Origin of the sequence: Providencia sp. PROV109, from assembly GCF_033681625.1 — a bacterium.
GTDB lineage: Bacteria > Pseudomonadota > Gammaproteobacteria > Enterobacterales > Enterobacteriaceae > Providencia > Providencia hangzhouensis.
The window spans coordinates 494,018-518,514 of the sequence record NZ_CP096320.1 but is presented as its reverse complement, the minus strand read 5'-3'; the positions used below and the strand labels follow the sequence as shown (position 1 = coordinate 518,514).

21 protein-coding genes are annotated in these 24,497 nt (G+C 41.7%); 4 read left to right on the top strand and 17 right to left on the bottom strand.

Annotated features, from left to right (window positions below):
• Positions 1-257 precede the first annotated feature (257 nt).
• The 8 genes from udp to ltnD form a co-directional block, all read right to left on the bottom strand.
• Positions 258-1,016 (bottom strand): uridine phosphorylase, encoded by a 759-nt coding sequence (gene udp / locus M1F25_RS02285; RefSeq protein WP_004260826.1) that lies wholly within the window; start codon positions 1,014-1,016, stop codon positions 258-260.
• Between the two features lie 289 nt (positions 1,017-1,305).
• Positions 1,306-2,682, bottom strand: a complete 1,377-nt coding sequence (locus M1F25_RS02280; RefSeq protein WP_004260831.1) for a GntP family permease — start codon at positions 2,680-2,682, stop codon at positions 1,306-1,308.
• Positions 2,683-2,692: 10 nt separating this feature from the next.
• Complete coding sequence (gene denD, locus M1F25_RS02275) at positions 2,693-3,652, bottom strand: D-erythronate dehydrogenase (protein ID WP_004260834.1); 960 nt, start codon at positions 3,650-3,652, stop codon at positions 2,693-2,695.
• Positions 3,653-3,715: 63 nt separating this feature from the next.
• Positions 3,716-4,483, bottom strand: a complete 768-nt coding sequence (locus M1F25_RS02270; protein WP_004260836.1) for a DeoR/GlpR family DNA-binding transcription regulator — start codon at positions 4,481-4,483, stop codon at positions 3,716-3,718.
• Positions 4,484-4,495: 12 nt separating this feature from the next.
• A complete protein-coding gene (gene otnI / locus M1F25_RS02265) occupies positions 4,496-5,275 on the bottom strand; it encodes a 2-oxo-tetronate isomerase (protein WP_004260839.1) in 780 nt (259 codons plus the stop codon).
• Between the two features lie 10 nt (positions 5,276-5,285).
• Positions 5,286-5,927, bottom strand: a complete 642-nt coding sequence (locus M1F25_RS02260) for an aldolase (protein ID WP_110592465.1) — start codon at positions 5,925-5,927, stop codon at positions 5,286-5,288.
• Positions 5,920-7,197, bottom strand: a complete 1,278-nt coding sequence (gene otnK / locus M1F25_RS02255; RefSeq protein ID WP_096865129.1) for a 3-oxo-tetronate kinase — start codon at positions 7,195-7,197, stop codon at positions 5,920-5,922. The genes M1F25_RS02260 and otnK overlap by 8 nt, the downstream gene beginning before the upstream one ends.
• A complete protein-coding gene (gene ltnD, locus M1F25_RS02250) occupies positions 7,194-8,102 on the bottom strand; it encodes an L-threonate dehydrogenase (RefSeq protein ID WP_112307702.1) in 909 nt (302 codons plus the stop codon). Before ltnD ends, otnK begins: the two co-directional genes overlap by 4 nt.
• A 382-nt stretch (positions 8,103-8,484) precedes the next feature.
• Here ltnD and M1F25_RS02245 point away from each other — a divergent pair, with 382 nt between their 5' ends.
• Positions 8,485-8,874 carry a YidB family protein gene (locus M1F25_RS02245; protein WP_004260854.1) on the top strand — a complete coding sequence of 130 codons (390 nt, stop codon included), beginning with the start codon at positions 8,485-8,487 and terminating at the stop codon, positions 8,872-8,874.
• A 57-nt stretch (positions 8,875-8,931) separates the two neighbouring features.
• Here M1F25_RS02245 and metE read toward each other — a convergent pair whose 3' ends face one another.
• Positions 8,932-11,205, bottom strand: coding sequence for a 5-methyltetrahydropteroyltriglutamate--homocysteine S-methyltransferase (metE, locus tag M1F25_RS02240; RefSeq protein WP_144139514.1), 2,274 nt, complete (start codon positions 11,203-11,205; stop codon positions 8,932-8,934).
• Between the two features lie 108 nt (positions 11,206-11,313).
• On the opposite strand from metE, the gene metR reads away from it, so the two are divergent.
• Complete coding sequence (metR, locus tag M1F25_RS02235) at positions 11,314-12,270, top strand: HTH-type transcriptional regulator MetR (RefSeq protein WP_004260859.1); 957 nt, start codon at positions 11,314-11,316, stop codon at positions 12,268-12,270.
• Here metR and M1F25_RS02230 read toward each other — a convergent pair.
• The 3 genes from M1F25_RS02230 to M1F25_RS02220 all read right to left on the bottom strand — a co-directional run bounded on the left by M1F25_RS02230 (position 12,155) and on the right by M1F25_RS02220 (position 16,371).
• Entirely contained in the window at positions 12,155-13,054 is a 900-nt protein-coding gene (locus tag M1F25_RS02230; RefSeq protein ID WP_141240670.1) for a carboxylate/amino acid/amine transporter, read from the bottom strand. The genes metR and M1F25_RS02230 overlap by 116 nt on opposite strands.
• A 57-nt stretch (positions 13,055-13,111) precedes the next feature.
• Positions 13,112-14,761, bottom strand: a complete 1,650-nt coding sequence (locus M1F25_RS02225; protein WP_004260862.1) for a Na+/H+ antiporter — start codon at positions 14,759-14,761, stop codon at positions 13,112-13,114.
• Between the two features lie 263 nt (positions 14,762-15,024).
• Entirely contained in the window at positions 15,025-16,371 is a 1,347-nt protein-coding gene (locus M1F25_RS02220; protein ID WP_004260863.1) for an NCS2 family permease, read from the bottom strand.
• A gap of 615 nt (positions 16,372-16,986) precedes the next feature.
• Here M1F25_RS02220 and M1F25_RS02215 point away from each other — a divergent pair.
• On the top strand, positions 16,987-18,675 hold the full coding sequence (locus M1F25_RS02215; protein ID WP_181489185.1) for an ArnT family glycosyltransferase: 1,689 nt from the start codon (positions 16,987-16,989) through the stop codon (positions 18,673-18,675).
• A 46-nt stretch (positions 18,676-18,721) separates the two neighbouring features.
• Here the strand turns inward: M1F25_RS02215 and M1F25_RS02210 are convergent, their stop codons facing one another.
• Together M1F25_RS02210 and M1F25_RS02205 are read right to left on the bottom strand one after the other, a co-directional pair.
• On the bottom strand, positions 18,722-20,005 hold the full coding sequence (locus tag M1F25_RS02210; protein ID WP_172767537.1) for an MFS transporter: 1,284 nt from the start codon (positions 20,003-20,005) through the stop codon (positions 18,722-18,724).
• A gap of 94 nt (positions 20,006-20,099) precedes the next feature.
• Positions 20,100-20,852, bottom strand: coding sequence for a sulfite exporter TauE/SafE family protein (locus M1F25_RS02205; protein ID WP_094961400.1), 753 nt, complete (start codon positions 20,850-20,852; stop codon positions 20,100-20,102).
• Positions 20,853-21,063: 211 nt separating this feature from the next.
• On the opposite strand from M1F25_RS02205, the gene M1F25_RS02200 reads away from it, so the two are divergent.
• The gene (locus M1F25_RS02200) at positions 21,064-21,621 is read left to right on the top strand and encodes a helix-turn-helix domain-containing protein (RefSeq protein ID WP_004260872.1); all 558 of its coding nucleotides are present in this window, start codon (positions 21,064-21,066) and stop codon (positions 21,619-21,621) included.
• Here the strand turns inward: M1F25_RS02200 and M1F25_RS02195 are convergent.
• The 3 genes from M1F25_RS02195 to ilvB all read right to left on the bottom strand — a co-directional run bounded on the left by M1F25_RS02195 (position 21,618) and on the right by ilvB (position 24,459).
• Complete coding sequence (locus M1F25_RS02195) at positions 21,618-22,280, bottom strand: hypothetical protein (protein ID WP_181489183.1); 663 nt, start codon at positions 22,278-22,280, stop codon at positions 21,618-21,620. The two genes, M1F25_RS02200 and M1F25_RS02195, sit on opposite strands and share 4 nt — an antisense overlap.
• A gap of 194 nt (positions 22,281-22,474) precedes the next feature.
• The gene (gene ilvN, locus M1F25_RS02190; protein WP_004260877.1) at positions 22,475-22,759 is read right to left on the bottom strand and encodes an acetolactate synthase small subunit; all 285 of its coding nucleotides are present in this window, start codon (positions 22,757-22,759) and stop codon (positions 22,475-22,477) included.
• 2 nt (positions 22,760-22,761) lie between these two features.
• Positions 22,762-24,459 carry an acetolactate synthase large subunit gene (gene ilvB, locus M1F25_RS02185; protein ID WP_094961401.1) on the bottom strand — a complete coding sequence of 566 codons (1,698 nt, stop codon included), beginning with the start codon at positions 24,457-24,459 and terminating at the stop codon, positions 22,762-22,764.
• Positions 24,460-24,497 lie beyond the last annotated feature (38 nt).

Below are 24,497 nucleotides of genomic sequence, written 5' to 3'. Positions count from 1 at the left end.
CTACAGCTTTCATTCCAGTTAGCAATAAAACAAATGTAACCTGAACAATTTAAGGGCACATAATATTGATAATTGTTTTTATGACAATAACAGATCTAGCGAATAAGAGGATCAGAATATTTCCTGTAAATTGATTAACAATTGTAACATTTATAAAGGAAATAAAGAGAAATAAGAGGTATGTAAAAGGACTAAGCCCGCTTACTTTTTGTCCACAACCGAGTGAAAGTCAAGTAAACGGGCCAGTAAATCACGGACTACAGTAAGCGGCGTGCAGCTTCAACCACAATACTTAATACGTTACCTTCAGTTTTCTTCAGTAACGCTTCATTTGGAATTTCTTGTTGGGTACGATTTACGATAACACCCGCAACCATACCAGCACGTAACCCTTTACTACTAGAACACATAGTCAGCAATGTGGCTGATTCCATTTCGTAGTTCATCACGCCCATGTCTTGCCACTCTTTCATCGAACCTCTGAAATGACGCATCACACGGCCAGTATAGGTATCATAACGCTCTTGACCTGGGTAGAAGGTATCAGATGATGCAGTTACACCAACATGAACGGTTGCACCTGCATCTTTCGCTGCGGCATAAAGCGCATTGGTACAATCAAAATCGGCAACTGCTGGGTATTCTAATGGCGCGAAGTGTTGGCTAGCACCGTCTAAGCGAACTGCTCCAGTTGTCACTAAAACATCACCGACATTGATATCTTCTTGGATTGCACCTGTTGTACCAATACGTAAGAAAGTGCGAATACCAAGCTGCGCAAGTTCTTCGACTGCAATAGACGTTGATGGGCCACCGATACCGGTTGAACAAACAATGACGGCTTTTCCGTCAACCTCACCACGCCAAGAGGTGTATTCACGCAATGACGCAAGGTGTACAGGGTTATCCATCAGACGTGCAATTTTTTCAACACGGTTAGGATCCCCAGGAACAATCGCTACGGTCGCACCCTGTAAGTCACTTTTCTTTAAACCTAAGTGGAAAACGTCAGACATTTCAAACTCCTTTACACAATGGCATCATTAAATCAGTCAATACTGATTAATCGTTATTTATAATATAGCGACAAAGCCATAATTTTTTAGTGATAAATGTCACTTTTAATGAAAACAATAAAAGTTTGATTTCATTATTAAGTGATTTATGTCACATTTATTCATTGATCTTATTTCTCTTTAAAATCCATTGTCATCAGTATAGATGAAAGTTTGATATAACGACAAAAGCGCCCCTGATTGCTGGGCGCTTTGATTATTTGGCAGAACTAAAAATAGTAACGCTATATTAGAGAATTACATCAAGAACGAGGACACCAACTAGACCTATTGCCCACGCAATGGTGGTCGGAATAGACCAAACAATGATTTGCTGTTTAACGTCCTTAATTCCCATCATTCTGTTCACAACCCAATACAGGCTGTCGTTAAAGTAACCGAAGAACAGAGATCCCATGGTTGCCGCTTGCGCTGCGACCAATAAGTTAATATCAGGTATTTGGCTAATGATTGGTGCAGAAATAGATGCTGCGGTAATCATTGCTACTGTACCCGAACCTTGAATCAAACGAACCAACGTCGCGATGATAAACGGAATCAATACAGGTGTAATTGGCAGATTTGCTACATGCTCAGCAAGAATGTTTCCTGTGCCACTATCGCGCAGTACCGCGCCTAATGCACCACCAGCCCCCGTAACAAGCAGAATAATACCGGCTGCTTGTAAGCCTTCTTCCATACGGTCGATGACTTCTTCTTTCGTTGCTTTTGGCATTAATGTGTAAACAGAGATCAACACACTAATTGATAATGCAATAATGGGTGCGCCTAAAAATTCAAATGTTTGGAAATACCAATTGCTTTCCATACCTTGGAAAGATTCTGTTTTAAGAATTAATCCATTAATTGCATTTATGAAAATTAACAAAATAGGCGTAATAATCGGTAAAAGCGATAAGAACAGGCTTGGTAATGGTTTATTCGCTTTTTCTTCCATATAACGAGCGTGAACTTCTTTCAGGTCTTCACTACCCGTTTCATCTGGCATAAATTCAGGGTATTTAGTCCCTAACCATTTTGCGTAAAGAACAATACCGATAACACAAGGAATAGCGAGGCTCATTCCTGCTAGGATCATTGCGCCAACATCGACACCAAAGATCCCTGCCACGCCTAAAGGCCCAGGTGTTGGTGGAACGGTGTGGTGTGTCACCACTAACCCACCAGCGAGTGCAACGCCTAAAGTTAGTATGCTACGTTTACCATTTTTGGCTAATGCTTTTGCCAATGGGTATAAAATCACAAAAGCGGAATCAACGAAGATAGGAATACTGACAATATAGCCGGTAATTGCCAACGCCCATTCTTCACGTTTTTTTCCTAACCATTTGATAAAGCTATAAGCGATCTGTTCAGCAGCACCTGAAACTTCCAGCACCCTTCCCATCATTACCCCGAGTCCGATAACAATACCGATGCTACCGAGTGTTGACCCAAAGCCTTTTGTAATGACTGTCACGGTCTCTGCCGCAGTCAAACCACCGGATATACCCGCGATTGCTGCGGCAATTAGCATTGCTAATAACGCATGAACACGCGTTCGTAATACTAAGAAGATCAGGACAAATATGGCCACTGCGAGGCCAATAACAGGAATATAGGACATAGGCTATCTCCTACTTAGACGAACCGTGGTGGGTGATAAACGAACGGATCGCATCACCAAACGAGCCATCTGCACGAAAACCGAGATCCAATGCACGGCTGATATCAAATTTGCCCGGCCAGCTCGCCACAATACGGTTAATGGCTTCATCAGGCTCAAAGCGAATAAGATCCACAGCTTCTTGGCCTGCAACATCACGCAGAGCATCGATCATACCTTGGACGGTAACGGTGATACCTGGCAGGTTCACCGTGCGTGATTTACCAAATTTTTCAGCAGGGATACTGACCGCATGAATAAAGTTGTTAATCACAGTTTCAGGGCTAGATAACCATAACGCGAGATCAGGGGAAACAGGACAAACACTTTCAACCCCATTTAATGGCTCACGAATAATGCCACTTGCGAATGAAGAGGCGGCTTTATTTGGCACACCCGGACGAATACTAATGGTTGGTAAACGCATCACACGGCCATCAACAAAGCCTTTACGTGAATAGTCATTCACCATCAATTCACACATAGCTTTTTGAGCACCATAGGACGATTGTGGGTTAACGACACACAAGTCTGTGATGACATCAGGTAGCTCACCACCAAACACAGCGAGGGAGCTGGTGAACATAAATTTGATTGCAGGGTTCTTGGCACGAGCGACTTCCAATAATTGACGAGTGGCTTCAAAGTTAACCTTCATACCCAAGTCAAAATCACTTTCAGCGTGGCTACTTACGATAGCTGCAAGGTGGAAAACCACATCGGTTTGTGCATCAATCAGTTTATCAGCCGCCCCTGCTTGCGTTAAATCTAACGCGACGCAACTGACTCTGGCATCTTCAACCGGTGATGTAGGGCATTGAATATCGGCTAAAACAAGGTGGTCAAATTTTAAACCCTGGCTATTTTTAAGCAAAGCAGCGGCTAGCTGCTGGCCCAGAAAGCCTGCGCCACCAGTAATAATAACTTTCATTGTAATTCTCCTTGCTATAGCCTTTTAACTGGCTATGCAGTTTTAGGTAAGATTATTTATGTTTTATGTCTTGATTAAATGAAGTTTTATGTTTTGTTCTGTTATCCGCTGCACCACATCAGTTGGTAATTGGTCATCACAAATAATGTCGTGCAATTGATTCAATGGGCAAACACGAAACATGCCATATTTGCCGAACTTACTACTGTCTGAAACCAGCACACAACGGCGAGCAACATCCAATAGCGTTTGTTTTATCTGAACCTTTTCCTCATGCGGGGTAGAAACCCCGTGCTGCAAATCCCATGAACTGGTGCTGATAAAAGCAATATCAACATTGAGGGTTTTCAGCATCATCGCAGCCGTATTTCCTACACTAGAATGGTTACGTTTATCCACCAATCCCCCGGTGTGGTATAGGTTTAGCTGCGACTTATTCATTAAGTACTGCATAATCGAAAAATCATTAGTGACAATCGTTAAGTTGAAACGCTCGCCGAGTACGCGTGCTATCTCAAAGGTAGTTGTTCCCGCATCGAGATAAACCACTTGCCCATCTTCAACTAGTGAGCTGGCAAACTGGCCAATTTCACGCTTATGGCGATGATGTAACCGCGCTTTTTCACTCCAAGGTAACTCTTGGCGCAGCACGTCATTTAACTTAACGCCACCACTAATACTGAGTACCTTCCCTTCTTCTTCTAACATCCGAATATCACGTCGCACTGTCATATGAGAGACATTCATTAGCTCAACCAAGTCACTGATCGATACGGTTTGATGTTCATGCACGTAACGGTAAATAAAATCACGACGCTCAGAAGGGAGCATAGGTTCTCCTAATTATGAATTTGCTTGTTTAAGCCAGCCTAATCCATCTTCGGTGCGGCCTGCAGGATGGTATTCACATCCTAACCAGCCTTCATACCCCATTTCATCCAACTGCTTAAAAATCCATGGGTAATTGACTTCACCGCTATCCGGTTCATGACGATAAGGAACTGACGCTATCTGAATGTGACTAAATTTACCCCATAAACGTTCAATTGTTTTCAATAAATCACCTTCCATAATTTGGCAGTGATATAAATCCAACTGGATAAATACATTTTCACGAGCAATTTCAGGTAGTAATGCTTCAGCTTGTTTTTGTGTCGTCAAAAAGTATCCGGGCATATCGCGGGTATTGATGGGTTCGATAAGCACACGAATACCGTGCTCAGCCATCACATCCGCCGCATATTGAATATTTTTGATATAGCATGCAGTTTGCTGTTCAAGTGTATAGTTTTCATTCACTTTCCCCGCCATCGCATGAACTTGTTTACAGCCTAAGGCTTTTGCGTATTTCAAGGCCGTTTGTACGCCTTCGGCAAATTCTTTCTCACGACCTGGGATCGAAGCCATACCACGCTCCCCTTGTGCCCAATTTCCCGCTGGCATATTAAACAGAGCTTGTGTTAAATGGTGTTTACTCAGCTCACCCGCAATGACATCGGCATCTTCTTCATAAGGGAAGAGGTATTCGACACCTTTGAACCCCGCATTTGCAGCACGTTCAAAGCGCTGTATAAAAGGCACTTCGGTAAACATCATGCTTAAATTTGCAGCAAATTTAGCCATTTTCGCCTCACTACTTTTGTGGATAACGACTTTCGAGCTGTTCAACTTGCTCTTGCGTTAATGTTGTAAAGCCATGTGGGCGTAATGTGATATATAAGCGAGCTGTATCTTCTAACTCTTCTGCGTTGAAGAAAGCTTGTCTTAACGTTTTGCCACCCACGACCGGACCATGATTTGATAGCAATACCGCATTATGTGTCGGTGCTAATTTTGCAATTTCCTCACCAATTCGGTCATCCCCCGGTGGCAAGTATTCAATCAATGGTAATTTCCCCACTCGCATCACATAATAAGGTGTGATGGGAGGTAAACAATTTGTTGTATCTAACCCCGGTAAGCAAGACAACGCCGTTAACCAAGGTGAGTGAAGGTGAACAACTGCTTGGCAATCAGGGCGTTGCAAATACATCGCCATATGCATAGAAACTTCTTTTGTCGGCTTATCACCCCCAATCCAATTGCCTTGTGCATCGAGTTTACTCAGTTTGTTAGGGTCTAAATCACCAAAACTGGAGTTTGTCGGTGTCACAATAATCGAACCATCAGGTAACCGAGCACTAATATTTCCTGCACCACCGCTACTGTATCCGCGGTTAAACATTGATTTAGCCCAATCGACTAACTCTTGGCGCAGCGCCTTTTCATCACTCATTAAACATCTCCTGTGCAAACTGGAAGAAATTTTCTTGGCCGAAATTACCTGATTTCAGCGCCAACCAGTTACCGCTTGCTAAATCCTGTACCCATGGCACACCAGGGGCAATTGGTGAACCAATACTTAATTGTTCTGTTCCAAGGCTTTGAACCACTTTTCCTGAGGTTTCGCCACCCGCAATAATAAAGGTGTCATACCCTTTCGCTTGCAACAGTGCGACAACTTCACCAAATACCTTCTCGACCGCAAAACTTGATTCCGCTGCGCCATATTTTTCTTGTGTCTGTTTCAATAATTCAGGGGATTGAGTGGCATAAAGCATTGGCGCTAAACCGGTTAGTTGCTGTGCTTGCACCCAATCAGCTAATGTTTTGGCATACTCTGAGTTATTTAAACATTCACCCACATCCAACATTTTTGCAGGAGCAACTTGCTGATAAGCTTGCACTTGTTTGTTGGTCATTACCGAGCAACTCCCCGATAAAACAACCGTTTTTCTGTTTTTACCTGTTGGTTTTTCGCCACGTTGTGTTGTGCCGCCCCATGGGCATTGGCTATCCACATTCGCTAATGCAGCGCCGAGGCCGGAGCCCCCAGTTAACAGTGGCATGGCTTTAACCGCTTGTGCGATAGGAAGCAAATCATCCATCGTTAAGCTATCAACGACCGCGTAACTCACACCTCGTTGAGCTAACTCGGCAAGCTTTTGGCTAACAACGTCACTGCCTTTTTGAATATCTTCAAGTTTGACTAAACCTGCTTTACCTTTTGATTGTTTTTCCATCACACGCAATAAATTTGCGTCGGTCATTGGGGTTACAGGGTGATGCTGCATGCCACTTTCATTAAGTAGCTGGCCATTCACAAATAAATGACCGTGAATAACCGTTCTGCCGTTCACAGGTAACGCTGGGCAAACTAATGCTAAATCTGTTCCCAGTTGGGCCATTAATGCATCTGTAACGGGGCCAATATTGCCTTTTTCGGTTGAATCAAACGTTGAGCAATATTTAAAGAAAATTTGCTGACAATTCGCTTTTTGCTTCAGCCACTTGCACGCATTGGTCGATGCACTAACAGCTTCATCGACAGGACAAGAGCGGCTTTTCAAACTGATCACTATCGCATCAACATCTTCTGGTACTGGTGTATTTTCATCAGGTTCATTCAATAGCTGAACAACCTTCCAACCGTTTTGCACCATAAAGCCTGCAATATCTGTCGCACCGGTAAAATCATCCGCTATTACGCCTAACTTCACTGTCATGCTTTTTTCTCCGGTAAAGTAATACCTTTAAATGTTTTGATCACCGCGCTGTCATCCTGCTGACCAAAGCCTTCATTGCTCGCTGAAATAAACATTTGATGGGCTGTTGAAGCAAGTGGCAGCGGGAAATTTAATGCTTTCCCTGTTTCCATCACTAGCCCTAAATCTTTGACAAAAATATCTACTGAGGATTTTGGCGTATAATCACCGTCTAAGACATGTTGCATACGGTTTTCAAACATCCATGAATTTCCAGCTGCATGGGTAACAATGTTGTACATCACGTCAAGGTCAATACCCGCCTTGGCGGCTAAAGCCATGCTTTCTGCGGCAACAGCTATATGCACCCCAGCTAATAACTGGTGAATCGTTTTGACGGTTGAACCTAAGCCGACTTCATCCCCTACGCGATATAAGCGCTCAGAAATAGCGTTAAATACGGGTGAAAGCTGCTCAAATAGAGCTGCTTCACCTGAAGCCATTACAGTCAATTTCCCTTCAGCGGCTTTAATTGAGCCACCTGAAATAGGCGCATCTACAAGCGGTAATTGATATGAGGCAAGGCGCTGAGCGATATTTTTAGTTTGTTCCGCAGCCAAGGTACTGTGCAACACAATAACCGTACCGGGGCGTAGTTGTTCAACTAAAGGCTGTTCACCCGAAAATAAAATGGCTTCAACTTGACGACCATTAACCACCACCAGCAACAAAGCATCAATTTCATGGGCAAATTCCGCTGCATTTTGCCCCACTGCAATTGCGCCTGCGTTAAGTAGGCTTTTGCATGCACCTTGGTTTAAATCAAATCCATAGGTAGGAATGTTATTTTTTATAAGAGATTGTGCGATCCCCATCCCCATAGAACCTAGGCCAATCACGCCAATTTTATTAACGAAATTTCCCATAATGACCCCTGATGTTGTTAATCTTCGTGACTGTTGTGAATTTTCACACAATAAAATTCACAAACACATGACTAATATCACATTTGAGATAATATAAAAAACAAACAATAAAATCATAATCAATTGAATTAAAACAAAATAAATAAAAACTCACCTTAAACATGCTTTCACAGAATAATGTGATAGAAAATGTGACGCTCGTTATGTTTATTCACGTTTAATTCACAAATGAAAAACCTTTGTTTCTCTACTGGGCTATATTCAATGCATCATTTCTATTGACCTAAAACTCAAATTGCTGAAAATAGCCGACTACAATTTTTTGAATAATGCTCCATACTATGGATGAGAGCATAAATTGGCGGATTGCCTAGGAGATAACATGGGGTTATTTGAGCAAATGATGGGTATGGTTGCAGGCGATAAAATGCAACAATTTCAATCAGTAATAAACTGGGTTGAGGAGCAAGGTGGCCTTCAAGGTGTTATCGAAAAATTTAACGAGCAAGGCTTAGGCGGTGTTATTGCATCGTGGATCAGTGAAGGAAATAATTTACCTATCGATGCCAGCCAATTAATGCAAGTTTTTGGAAATGCAAATATCCAAGAATTAGCTCAACAGGTTGGCTTAGAGCCTCAAGCAACCTCAGAAATGATTGCTAAATATCTTCCTCAGTTGGTTGATAGCGCCACACCAAATGGCGAAGTCCCAGAAAACCTCGATTTGGCTTCTATCGGTATGAACTTACTGAAATCTAAATTATTTGGTTAATACTTTCTAAAAAGGCAGGGAAAACCTGCCTTTTTGACACACTAACTAATCGCCATTTTACTGATCATTTCTGAGCTGTTTCGCTGCTTCAACCATGTTAGCTAATGCTTGGCGAGTTTCTGGCCAGCCACGAGTTTTCAAGCCGCAATCTGGGTTTACCCATAAGCGCTCAACCGGAACACGCTTCGCTGCCTTTCTTAATAGCGCAACAATCCATTCCACATTAGGTACATTTGGTGAGTGAATATCGTACACTCCTGGACCAATTTCATTTGGATAATCAAAATCTTCGAATGCATCTAACAAATCCATATCTGAACGTGATGTTTCAATCGTAATCACGTCGGCATCCAATGCCGCAATGGAATCCATGATGTCATTGAATTCGCAATAGCACATATGGGTGTGAATTTGCGTGTCATCTTCAGCAATCGCTGCACTAAGCTTGAAGGCGTCAACCGCCCATTTGAGGTAAGCCGCCCACTCATTTCGGCGCAATGGTAACCCTTCACGCAGTGCAGGCTCATCGATTTGAATAATACCAATACCCGCTTTTTGTAAGTCGTCGACTTCATCACGTAAGGCTAGCGCAATTTGTTTAGCAATCGTTTCACGGCTAACATCTTCACGTGGGAATGACCAACACAAAATAGTGACAGGGCCAGTTAACATCCCTTTGACGGGTTTCTCCGTTAAGGACTGAGCATATTTCGCCCACTCCACGGTAATGGCTTCTGGGCGACTAATATCACCAATAATCACTGGCGGTTTAACGCAACGTGAGCCATAGCTTTGAACCCAACCATTTTGGGTAAATACATAGCCATCAAAGTGCTCACCGAAGTATTCCACCATGTCATTACGTTCAGCTTCACCATGCACAAGGACATCGATATCTAAAATTTCTTGTTCTTTAATGGCTTGCTTAATATGTTCACTAATATTGGTGCGATAGTAGGTTTTATCCACATTCCCTTTTTTGAAGTCTAAACGTAATGTTCTGATTTCACTTGTTTGAGGAAATGAGCCAATCGTGGTTGTTGGCCATAATGGTAAGTTAAAGCGTTGACGTTGGCGCGCTGCTCGCTGTGGATAGGGGCTATAACGTTCTGTATCCCCTTCGTTGATTGCCGCCAAACGCTGAGCCACTGAAGCATTATTCACACGAGCTGATGTTCTACGCGCTCGAATAGGTGCGCTGTATGTATTTAGTTCAGCAATGTGGTTATCTGTTGGCTGATTTAACGCTTTAGTTAACAGAGCAAGCTCTTCACATTTTTGGATAGCGAAAGCAAACCAGCTTTTTACTTCGGCATCTAAACGCGTCTCATCATTTAAGTCAATTGGACTGTGCAGTAATGAACATGACGTTCCTACCCATATATCACGCTGACCTAAGAGCGGCTTCACCTGTAAGAATTTTTCCCCTAAGTCAGCCTTCCATACATTACGGCCATTAATAATTCCTAGTGATAATACCCAGTCTGCTGGCAGTATTTGATGTAGTTTTTCAATATTATCAGCACCTGCAACCACATCAACATGTAGACCTTGCACAGGGAGTTGCTTAATCAAGTCTACATGGTGACTAATACCATCGAAATAGGTGGTTAGCAGTATTTTTATTTGGCCTGATAGCGCTTGGTAAGCCTGCTGATAAGCTTGCTGCCATTGCTCTGGTAAATCTAACACTAATGCGGGCTCATCGATTTGCACCCACTCAAGACCTTTTTCTGCTAAGCGCGACAAGATCTCCTGATAAACAGGTAATAATTCATTCAATAATGATAAGCGGTCAAATGGTTCCCCTTTCACTTTACCTAACCAAAGGTAGGTTATAGGGCCAATGATAACCGGTTTCACATTATGGCCTAATGCTAATGCCTCATCGACTTCATCAAGCAGCTGTGTCCAAGACAGGGAAAATTGTTGCCCTTTTTGAAATTCAGGCACGATGTAGTGGTAGTTAGTATTGAACCACTTCGTCATCTCACCTGCTGGAGCGGGTTTGCCCGTTGGTGCGCGACCGCGGGCTACTCGAAATAAGGTATCTAAATCAATCGAACCATCATCATTTTGATGGCGTGGCGGCACATTGCCTAATAACAAACTGGTTGTCAGCACTTGGTCATACCAAGCGAAATCACCAACGGGTAATAGCTCAACACCTGCCTCTTTTTGTTGCTGCCAATGGCGTACACGTAGTTGATAACCAGTTTCTAATAGAGCGGCTTGGTCAATCTTGCCTGCCCAATAATCTTCTTGTGCACGTTTTAGCTCTCTTTTTAGACCGACACGTGGAAAACCAAGTGTATGATTTATAACAGACATATTGACCCCTTAAAATATTTAGCCGTCTAGATGTTTACACATCCATAATCAACAGGTACTGTATAAAGCACAAGCGCAAATTTTTCATTGTCACCGTGAAGGTTTCTCATGATCGAACTAAAACATTTAAAAACATTGCAAGCGCTCAGCCAATACGGTTCATTAGCGGCAACAGCAACTCACTTGCACCAGACACAATCTGCTTTATCACATCAGTTTAGTGATTTAGAGCATCGGCTAGGTTTCCGGTTATTTGTTCGTAAAAGCCAGCCATTGCGCTTTACGCCACAAGGGGAAGTCTTATTACAATTGGCGCAACAGGTTCTGCCATTGGTAAAAGATGCCATTCGGGTATGTAATGAGCCTGGGGTTTGTGCATTACGCATCGCGATTGAATGCCATAGCTGCATTCAGTGGTTGACCCCTGCATTACAACAATTCAGACAAACTTGGCCACAAGTCAGCGTAGATTTTAAGTCAGGGGTGACGTTCGACCCTCAACCTGAATTGCTGTCAAGGGAATTGGATATTGTGATGACCTCTGACATTTTGCCAGATCAAGGTATCCACTATACGCCAATGTTTGATTATGAAGTGAAATTGATTGTAGCGAATGACCACCCGTTAGCCAAAAGGCCGCATATTGAACCCCATGATTTGGCAGATGAAACGTTGCTTATCTACCCTGTACAACGGGATCGCTTCGATGTTTGGCGCCATTTTCTGCAACCTGCGGGCGTGTCTCCTAATGTGAAAAATGTCGATAACACATTAATTTTAATCCAAATGGTTGCAGCCAAAATGGGCATTGCCGCACTACCTCACTGGGCGGTTGATTCATTTGAAAAACAAGGGCTAGTAAAAACCAAAACCTTGGGTAGCGGTTTATGGAGCCGGCTGTATGCAGCTTGCCGTGAAGGAGAACAGCGCCAGCCAGCTATTGAAGCGTTTACTGAGACGACGACTGACCACGCCGTGGAGAACTTGTCTTATGTGAAGGCCGCGAAAGGATCCAACGCTTATGCACCCAAAGAGAAGCAACTATCAGGCTCGATCCTATGGTAAAACTCAGCCAATCCGGATGTTGTTGCCAGATAGCAAAATTCACTAATAACCCCGCTGGGACCATCATGTTATTCATAATAGCAAGGGTTCCGGCATCCACTTTGGTTGCGCCATAATTCCACATAAAGTAGCCAATGCCTGAAGCTGCAATACCCAACCACAGTAAGACGCCCCACTGGAGAGTCGTTGTCGGCATCATCGATTTATTACCAAATAGCAGCCATCCAAGTAATGCAATTAGCGTTGCACCAAGGTAAAACCATGAGAAAGCCTGATGTTGAGGGATTGGATGCACCTCCATCAGACGTTTATAACCCACCTGCCCAATCGCAAAAAAGATATTTGCTAACTGCACAAAAAGTAAACCTAACCAAAAAGATTCACTCAAGTGGTCATAACGAATAATTGCAGCGCCGATTACCGCTAATAGTGAGCTAAACAAATAGCCTTTACGCAGCTTTTGCCGTTCTAATAAGTCATAAATTAACGTGACATATAGCGGCGTTAATACCGTAAAAAGCAAAAATTCAGCAACAGTAAGGTATTGATAAGCATGGAAGACAAACAGGTACATGATACCTAGTTGGCAAGCGCCCACTAGCATATAGAGCGCAATCACTTTAGCGCTAAATTGGCGCCAACGTAGGAAAGGTAAAAAAACCAGCGAAGCCAGTGCAACCCGCACTAACACTGAAAACCAACTATCTACTTGACCCGCAAGGTATTCGCCGATAAGACTAAACGACGCTGCCCAAAGCAGCGTCGTGATAACAAGTAACCACATAATGCTGTATTTCGCCCCAAACTTAAGAATGTTGGCTAGAATACTCGCTTTTTGGTTTTAATGCTCTTTTTCGATCAAGACGGCTTCTAATAAATCCAGGTCAACCAGTAACGTTTGTAGCGTTTCATTACTGATTTTCTTGGTTGCGCGCAAGTGATAAAGCTCACCACGTTCTGCGCGTAATGCCGTTAAACGGAAACGCCGTTCAAGGTCTTCAACCAGCAAATTATGGTCAATTTCATCTTGTCCTGCGGTACGTCGCCTTAAATAACCCGTCACGCGGGAAGCGACTTCACTGATATCTTCTGAATCGAGTTTTTCATCAACGTCAGCAGATAAACGTTCCTGCATTTTATTTAAGCTGACAATCGCCACTTCCGCCATCGCGGCTTTTGCCATGCGAATTTCATTGGCATCCGCTTCTTTATCTCCTACTTTAAAATTACGCAGCAGAAGCGGTAAAGCGACCACACCTGCAAAAATGGAAAATAAGATAACTCCCGCGGCAATAAACACGAGCTGGTAACGAGCAGGGAATGGCGAGCCATCCGTTAAAAATAACGGAATAGAGAGCACACCCGCTAAGGTAATAGCCCCGCGTACCCCTGCAAAAGAGGCTAGCCAAAGCTCACGTACGGTATAGTTCGCAAATTGCAGTGGTCTTTTCTTTAAGAATAAACGGCTAAACCTTTTCATCAGCCATAGCCAACAAAAACGCAATAACAATAAAGCAAAATAGATAATTGCCACCGCGGCAAATAGCATCCACGTTTCTACGCTTGGGTCGAGATCTGCTTGGATAACAGACGTTTCCCAGATACCGGGCAATTGAAGCCCTAACATGATGAAAACCAACCCGTTAAAGACAAATTCAAGCATCGACCAAACGCTATCAGCACGTAGCCTCATCGCTAATGGAGCGTTACGGATAACCCCCGATTTTGTGATGGTCATACCCGCCGCTACGGCGGCTAAAATACCTGAAAACCCAATATGTTCCGCAATCATGTATGATGCAAATGGCAGCAATAGCATAAATACAATTTGGGTTGCTGGGTCATCACCACTCCAACGGCTCATTAAACGTAACGATTTGCTGTACAGCCAAGTCACGATAATACCTGCGAGTAGCCCGCCAACCGCAACTTTGAAAAATTCAATGGTAACGCCAGAAGCACTAAACACCATGGTTCCCATGGCAATTGCTACCGCAAATTTTAATGCAACCAGACCAGAGGCATCATTCATCAATGCCTCCCCTTCTAGCACACTCATCATCCGTTTAGGGATACGCCCTTTTCCAACAATTGAAGATAACGCAACGGCATCAGTTGGAGATAGCACAGCCGCTAGAGCAAACGCAGCAATCAATGGAATACCTGGCATCAACCAGTAAATTAAATAACCAATCCCAATCACTGTAACCAGCACGAGAACCAACACTAAAATAAAAATTTCTCGACCATTTTGAAAGAACTCGCGTGTTGGGGTTTTCCACCCATCAACAAACAACAAAGGTGGGATTAACAGAACCATAAAAAGTTCTGGGTCAAAGGTGACATGCAGGCCGAATTGAGGCCAAGCCAACAGCGCACCGATAGCAATTTGAATGAGAGGAAGAGGAATACGAATAGGAAGAATTTTAGCGGCTACCCCTGAAACAGAGACAGCTAAAATCAAAATAAGAATAGTAAAGAAAATTTCCATGTTGCCCTTACTGAATTAACCTAGCGACTAGAACCTAAAATTTTGCCTGCCGCCGCATAGTAAGAGATAGCACCGTCCAGACCATGATAATTAAGACTAAGCCAGTAACCAGTGGAAATCATGCACATCCACTTGATTAACCGCCTTCTCTCTATTTTATCCCTAGCCATCCATTTTCGGGGAAAAAATTGAGACTTTACGATTAATTAATACAATAAGTTAAAAAGGTGGCAACACTAGCCACCTTTTTGAAATAATCCACTTTAGATTGCCAGACCTGAAGCGTAAAACACCACTAAAAGTACAGCAATAATCACAGTACCAATATTCAATTTGCGCCATTCGCCTGCGCAAATGCGGCCGATAACCAAAGCAGCAAAGCCTAACATGATCCCCGTGACGATATTACAAGTCAGAACAATGAATACGGCACACAATAAGCCAGACATTGAATCCACAAAATCATCGAAATCAAGCTTAGAGACATTACTTAACATTAAAAGCCCAACATACATCAATGCTGGAGCTGTTGCATAGGCAGGCACCAAATAAGATAGCGGCGATAAAAAGAGAATAAGTAAGAACAGTACGCCGACAACCACGGCGGTTAAACCTGTGCGACCACCAGCGGCGGTACCTGCTGCAGATTCAATATATACCGCCGCAGGAGATGCACCAATCGCACCCGCAAAGATACTGCTTACAGAGTCTGCGGTTAACGCTTTACCGCCATCAATAATTTGACCGTCTTTATCCAATAAATTCGCTTGCCCCGCCACCGCACGAATAGTGCCTGTCGCATCAAAAACCGCCGTCATGACTAATGCAAGTAAGCTTGGCAATACCATTGGCTGTAATGCGCCCATGATATCCATATTGAAAACCAATGAAAGCCCGTCATCACCCAATGAAGGCAACTTGAAGAAACCTTGATATTTCACTGCGGGATCAAAAATTAAACCAATAATTGAAATTGCAATAATAACGAGGAGTACACCACCCGGAACACGACGTTTTTCTAAACCAAAAATAACCGCTAAACCAATGAGTGACATCAAAACAGGGAAAGACGTAAATTCACCAAGAGCAACAGGCAGGCCTGCATTTGGGTTTTTGATCACTAAACCCACTCCATTAGCAGCGATTAACAGTAAAAATAAACCGATACCAATACCTGTACCATGTGCAATACCCATTGGCATATTGCGTAATATCCAACTACGAATACCTGTAACAGAAATGATGGTGAACAAACACCCCATTAAAAATACGGCACCTAATGCCACAGGAATACTAATTTGCTGCCCTAATACCAAACTAAATGCGGTAAATGCAGTCAGTGAAATAGCACAGCCAATCGCCATTGGTAGATTGGCCCATAACCCCATCAATAAAGAACCAAAACCAGCCACTAAGCAGGTTGCAATAAAGACCGCAGTTGGAGGGAACCCTGCTTGCCCTAACATGCCAGGTACAACGATGACAGAATAAACCATCGCTAAGAATGTGGTTAATCCTGCAATGATTTCACGGCGAACTGAAGAGCCGCGCGCTGTTATCTTGAAAAATGAATCCAATTTGCAACTGGATGAAGCCTGTTGGCCTGACATGGTATACCTCTGCTGTTAATGGAAAACGAAGATTCTCAAATACTGCTAACAACTAACCTATACGTTGACGTAAACGATTACGTTTTTAAGAAAAAATAAACTAACTGAGAAAAAACCCCAATAAAAACAGTTGCGCAATCGTTTGGCTTTTAAAATAGAATAAAACGTATCGTGAGGGGGGTAATTATCATTCTAAACAGGGGGAATGATCAAGTATTTTTAGCATTTCTTACCCATTTGCTGTTTTTAGCACCCAAATATGCAGATTCTTATGCAATAAAGATTATTTTCAAATAATGATTCTTTTTAGTTACATTTACTTTACGTAAAAATAGCTAAATACCTTTCATATAGTGTCTGTTTAAAGAGGGGGATCATTTTTTTGATACAATCCCAGAATATTTGCTTACAAAACCAATAGCTAAAAACTTATTTACTGGTGGTAATATGCGTCTTCTAAAAATAGAGCTAAAAAAACAGTTCCTATTGTTTTTTATTAAAAAATAAATATCACTTGCTGAGTAAATATATATTTAAGTATATAACCTGAATTATTATCAACTGCAGTTATAGTTTCAATTTAATCAAGTAAAAAACACATAAAACATATTAAAAATGTCAAATAAGAATGCACCATTAATCATATTACAGCGGAGTATTTTACTACTTTTCATTAGTTTTCTTGCTATGTATTTATTACCGGGAATATATAGCCACAGCCCTTGGAAACAAGATGAAAATTATAGTTTTGGTATTATTCAAACTATGTATGAGACTGGTAAATGGTTAGTACCTACAAATGCGGGTGAGCCATTTATGGAAAAACCCCCGCTTTATTATTGGGTTGCAGCTATTACCTCTCATTTATTTTCAAGCTTCATGCCACTTTATGATGCAGCTCGTAGTGCAAGCTTATTTTTTTCGGTGATCAATTTTTCATTTTTTATTCTTTTGGCACGTCGTTTTTTCCAAGCCACAGACTTCACTGATACTCGCATTTGGGTCGCTTTTGCACTGTATGCCTGTGCCCCCGGTATTATCAGGCATAGTCATGATATGTTTACCGATGTTGCACTGATGGCAGGCGCAACCATTGGTCTGTATGGGTTATTGGGGCTGATACAACAACAAAAAATGCGCATGTCTGCACTTTGGTTATCTCTTGGAACCATCGTCACCATGTTGTCAAAAGGCGTTTTCATCCCCGGAGTTCTCTGGATTTGCCTGTTCTTATCTCCCATTTTTCTTGCTCAGTGCCGGACTAAGCAATTTTGGTTGCACAGCTTAACCGCAGGCTTAATCGCCCTTATCACTATTTTACCTTGGCCTATCCAACTCTACCTTCAGCATCCTGATTTATTTATAGTGTGGTTTTGGGAAAATAATATCGGCCGTTTCTTTGGTTTTTCTGTTGAGAAATTAGGCGCAAAAGCTAACCTAACGCGGATCCCTGCAGCGGTTTCCTTATTTGCCTTTCCTTCCGGTTTACTAGCTGTCGCTTATTTTCTAAGGCACCCAATTAAGCGTTTATTTAATTCAAACGAATTTCTGTTAGCACTATTTCCTTTATTAGGCGTTGTTTTCCTACAGATATCAGCTTCTGGTCGCGCACTATATTTATTGCCTTTTATTGCCCCAATGGCCATTTTAGGAACCCAAACACTACTTAGTTTCCCTGAAAAAATCCTTAATGGAATTGCCCGATTTGCGGCTATTTTATGGTCTGTACTCATTCTTTTTTTATGGGCTTGCTATTTCATCGCCTTGACTGGTCATCAACAAGAATGGTTAGCTCCATTTAGCCGCTGGCTCCCCATGAGCTACCAAATGCCATTTTCTCCCATTGCATTTATCTGCGCTTTGTTAATTACATTGGTATGGTTTTTACGCAATAAAATTATTCCAAACCCTATACCACCTGCTTTTCATATGATGAAAAACTGGTTATTAGGCTTATGTGCTGTTTGGGGGGTAATTTTAACCTTGTTTTTGGGGTGGATAGACTACGCAAAAGGTTTCGAAGGGGTTTTTGTCGATTTAAACCAGCATTTATCTGGCCAATTTACAGAAAATGATTGTATGGCTTCTGATAATATTGGCGAATCTGAAGCGCCAATGCTCTACTATTACACTGGCGTATTACACCAACGCCAAGACCGGTTTGAAAAACCTGAACAATGCCGCTGGCTAATTGTACTCTCAAAAACGATTAAACCTGCACCACAAGGCATGGAGTTATTCTGGCACAATCACCGCCCAGATGAATTCCGAGAAAATCTAGTTGTGTATAAAGTTATTGAATAATTTATATGCGGTGCTCGCTAATTTGAGTAAAGCACCGCAAATCAACTTATTGGGTAACTTGTTCAACCGTTTGGGCGCTGTATTTTTCTCGTGTGAACCATAAAAATACTGTTACAGACAGAACCAATAACACCGGTAAACCTACAGGTGAGATTGAAGTCGCAACCCCAGCAAGTAATGGCCCTGATAAATTGCCAATTCCCCACAGCATAGCGGCAGCTGCATTAGCGATGATCAACTCATTCCCTTTGAAATATTGGCCGATTTGAACCAAAGCAATGGTATAAATTGCCCCTGCAGTCGCCCCTAAAACAAACAACAATACCCAAATTAGATAAGGTTGAGTAATAAGGAAGGGCAATAATAGACTGGCTGCAAGTGTGATAATGCCACAAATTCGGTACAGTTTTTCTCTATTCATATGATCTGCTAGCCAGCCAAAAGGTAACTGCATAATGGCATCCCCAGCAAGAATGGCGCTAATCATTAATGCAGCAACCGCCTCTGTATGCCCCATTCCCATACCATAAATCGGGAACATCGATAAAATGGTTCCATCAAAGAAGGCAAAAAATAAAATTCCACCACAAATACCCGGTGCGATTTTTACAAATTGAATAATTGAAAAATTAGATTTCGCGGCATTTTCAGCTAAACGGTCACCGACTTTTTGATCCATTAAAATAAATAGCACCACAGAGATTAAATGGATCAACGTACAAATCAATAAAGGTGATTTATCTTCCACACCATAATAAGCAATAAATGAAGGCCCAAGTAGCTGGCTTACTGTGAAGACTGTAGTGTAAATTGCCAAAATACGGCCCCGTTTATTTTCAGGCGATAATTCGTTAATCCACGTTTCCCCCAAGCAAATCATCACACCACTCGCTAAGCCCGTTACTAACCGTAACGGAAATAATAACCAAAGAGGTAACGTACTCAATAATGGTAATAAGCTAATGGCAGAAACAATCGTTGCCAATAGCATTGCTTTTCGCTTACCTGACCAACGCACAATACGTTGAACCACTGGTGCAATTAAAAACATGCCTAATGCAGGTGCCGCCGAAATAATGCCAATATACAACTCATTGAAACCATAGTTATTTAGCCTAAGCGCAACCATTGGAATACTTAGCCCAATAACGATACCAATGACCGCAATACTCATAGTGATAGTAAAAATAGCAAAAGATGGGGAACGACGAAAATTTTGTAAACGCTGATTATCAGAGCTCATGTTGAAATTAACCCGTTTCTTTTTTACAAAAGAACAGATTTTAACTCCATAAAATAGATTATTATGAAAAATAAAAAACCACATCATTACTAGTGAAACTAATAATGTTTGCGGTGATTGTAACACGACTTATATATTCTGCTATTTATCTTTATGAAACTATTTTTGACGTTCTAAATACTTAAAGGACGAAAAAATACCGATAAAGCAGCACAACACCTGATAATAAAATGATGACATTAATAACTTTTAAAAAGCTTTCACGTGAAATTCTTAATGTTATATGCCGTCCAGCCCACGTACCAATTAACATTGCGGGAGAAAACGCTAAAGCAATCAATAAAATATCTAGATTGAGATACACCCCCATCACTAAAAATATCACTACTCGAGTTAGTGTGCTAAACCCAATTAATGTCATTTGAGTGATACGAAAACGCTGTTTATCTTCAATTCGGCTAGATAAATACATGGCATAAATAAAGCCACCACTACCAAATAAAGCACTAAAAACACCACCCACTAAACTAAATGGAACAACTAATGCTTTTGAAAAGGGGGATTTTGCTTTTTTAGAAAAGAAAGCGTGGAGTACATAACCTACAACGAATAACCCAAGTAATAATACGAGTATATCGGGGCGGGTTTTTAATAAAATCGCAGCACCGACTAAACTCCCCACTATCATTAGTGGAATTATCCATTTAATTTCCTGATAATCCGCATTTTTACCATCTTTAAATAAATTTAAAATCGCGGCGGTTAAATCAATTAACGCCAAAATTGGAACAATCATATTTAACGGCAAATACATGGCTAATACTGGTGTTGCAATCAGGGCTGAACCAAAGCCCGCCATGCCAAAAACCAAATAAGCAAAAAGCAGTGTTGAGAAACAAATCGCCATTTCTGGTGATAATAATTCAAACGGCATGACCTAAACTCCAGACGTTTTTTAACATCCTCACTATAGTTTCTTTCAAATACAGAAAATAGTTTTATTTTTGTAGGGTTTTAAATTTCAAATCTATATCAAAAAACAAAATAGCCGCTTTAAATACAATATACAATTAAGCGTGTATAATTTGCTTCTCTGAGTAATACAGAATTAGCACAATAAATTAAAATTCAGGTAAAGACACATTGTGGATAAAAAAATTAATATAAAAATCGGGCAAAAAATTCGCTTACTGAGGCAAGCAAGAGACCTTTCGCTAAACGAACTATCGCGTATATCAGGAATATCGAAAGCGGCTTTATCCAAGCTGGAGTCCGGTGACTCAAACCCACGTATTGATACATTAGAGTCGATTGCTATTGCCCTACGCTTTCCACTTAGCGACCTGTTTACTCGGCAACATGAGGCTTATCCCTATTTCCTCAAAGCTACTCCCAGCGAAAAAGAGTATTCACAACAGTTTAAATTTCGCATTAGCATGGGAAATATCTCTGAAATTTGGCAATTAACCATGAAGAGAGGCGCTATCATCAATAGCCCCGCCCATATGAGTGGAACCCATGAACACATTATGGTGAATTCTGGCTCCCTCATGTTACGACTGCATAACGACCAAAATATCGTCTTAGAGGCGGGGGACTTTTATGCTTTCAGTGGTGATTTCCCACATAGTTATCTCTGTATGGAAGGAGAACTTCAAGCAACTGTTGTTATGACCTACTCCCATCTTAGTGATAGCGTTTAAATTACGGCATGTTGTGCATCATAACTAATGCGCAGTGTCCCCTTTTTAAATTTCATCGACTTAATTGAAAAATGCTGAATATTATCTAGCGAAGAAACATGTGTTCCACCACAAGGCATTTCTTCAGTTTGGTCGATATAACTGATCCGTAAATCATCCTTTTGCTTTATTGCAACGGAGCGTCCACTACGAATGCTTTGGTTAACAATATCTTCAATATATTGGCTATCGAGTTCATCAAAAGGAGTAACATCCCCTTCCATCATGCTAAATTCCACTCGAGATTCATCAGGAAAATGATGGCCTTTTTGTGCAAGCCAGCCAAAACGACGCAATTCCCAATTCAACAAATGACCGGCGGTATGAAGAGCAGCGTAGCGCTGACGTTTTTCTTTGTCCACCCTTGCAACCACATTATTTTCTTGGCTAAAAGTAACACCTTCAGGTATGTATCCTACAATTAGCCCACCCGATTGTTTCTTAATACGAACAGGCATATCATTCACCCATGCTGTATCCATGGGTTGTCCGCCGCCTTGTGGGTGAAAAATGTTATCTTTTAAAGCTATCCAATGCCCCTCATCATCATGCCCTTGTGCCAGTAAGGAGGTTTCAATTTCATACTGATAAGTGTCCGACAAATAGATATTGTTTTGCATAATTTTATACCTGTTTATTATTCATATTGCCAAATACAAACCTGCAATACATTCAGAGAATCATTATTCAGTAGCTGATTTTATACCATCTTTGTTCGTTTTAGGAAACCCGAATTATCACTATAATTAAATGTAAAAGAAAATAGCCCAAGCAATTGAATGGGCTATTTAAGTCATAAAGTTTAATATCAGAATTACTGCAAATAATTTTCCATTGTTTCAAAAAGACGCAAATCATCACTAAAGCGTACTTCCCGAACATCTTCTAATTTTTCAACTTGGTTAATCATTTGCGACAAGCGCTCATCTTTTTGTACTAATAGCCATATACGGCTCTCATCTTTATCTTTAATCGGCATACATAGAATGCCATCAACGTTAAATGCTCTACGGGCAAATAAACCACAAATATGTGACATAACACCTGGGTGGTTACGAACAATTAGCTCTAAAGCAATCGGATGATGTTCAAATACCATAATTACGCTCCAATCATATCAATGTTAGCTGCACCCGGCGGAACCATTGGATATACCTTTTGATTAACATCAATCAAGGCATGGATCAAACATGGACCTTTGGTATTCATTATCGCTTCTAATGCCATTTCTGGGTCTGCTTCATTATTTAAATCGCAAGTTTGCAAACCAAACCCTTCCGCAATCTTGATAAAATCCGTTTGATACGGATAAGCTGCAGCAAATATGCGGTTTTCAAAAAATAAATCTTGCTGTTGATGTACCATTCCTAACGCTTGGTTATTCATTAAGATGATTTTGATATTCAGTTGATGCTCCGCTGCGGTTGCCAACTCTTGAATATTCATCATCAAACTGCCATCACCGGAAAAACACACAATGGTTTTTTCGGGTTTTGCTAACGCCGCGCCTATCGCAGCAGGCAGACCAAACCCCATGGTACCTAACCCGCCTGATGTCAGCCATTGACGTGGGCGAGACAGAGGATAAGCTTGGGCTGCCCACATTTGGTGCTGACCAACATCCGTTGTCACAATCGCATCTTCGCCTGCTGCACGTGCCGTAGACAGAACTAAACCATAATGGTTTAACGGGTTATCAGCCTCGCTAAAATTCAATGGATATTTCTCTTTTAATTGATTAACTTGCGCCATCCATTCTGTGCGCTCATTACGTTCAACTAAAGGCAATAACAATTCCAATATTTGACCCGCATCAGCATGAATGGCGATATCTGGGCGCTTAATTTTGCTAATTTCTGCTTTATCGATATCCACATGGATGATTTTCGCGTTAGGGCAAAATTTCTCAGCTTTCCCTATCGCCCTATCATCAAAACGCGCGCCAATCACAATTAATAAATCTGATTCTTCCATAATCATGTTAGTACTTGCGGCAGCATGCATACCTAACATCCCTAAATATAAGGGGTTTCGCATCGGGATAGTACCAAGTGCCATTAGTGTCATGGTTGTCGGTAATGATGCTTTTTCCGCAAATGCAATCGCCGTTTCTGTAGAATCGGAGCTAATTACTCCACCACCAAAATACAGTACTGGACGTTTCGCGTTATTAATCATTTCAGCCGCTTGTAGCACTTTTTCCATGTCAAATGCAGGGGCTTTATCTTTCGGTAATACTTCTGGTATTTCAGTTAGTTCAATTGTGGCTGTTTGAACATCTTTTGGAATATCAATCCAAACAGGTCCAGGGCGGCCTGACTCTGCAATACGAAAAGCATCACATATCACTTGTGGCAATTCATTGATATTACGAACCAAATAGTTATGTTTCGTTACTGGAATCGAAATACCATAGGTATCAACTTCTTGGAAAGCATCTGTACCAATCATTGATGAAGAAACTTGAGCAGTAATACAAACCAGCGGGATAGAGTCCAGCTTTGCATCTGCGATAGCGGTCACTAAGTTTGTCGCACCAGGGCCACTTGAAGAGATACAAACCGCGGCTTTTCCCGTGGTACGAGCAATTCCCTGAGCTATAAAACCTGCGCCTTGCTCATGACGTGCCAGTATGTGGCGGATTCTCTGGCTTTGACCTAATGCGTCATAAAAAGGTAAAGCCGCTCCACCTGGAATGCCTGAAACGATAGTAATACCGTGTTTTTCCAGTAAATGTACGATTAATTCCGCACCCGTAAAGCGGGTTTTATGTGATGTTGTGGTGCCCGATTCGCTCATCATAATTATCCTTTGCTAGCCTGCGGATCCGAGCGAGA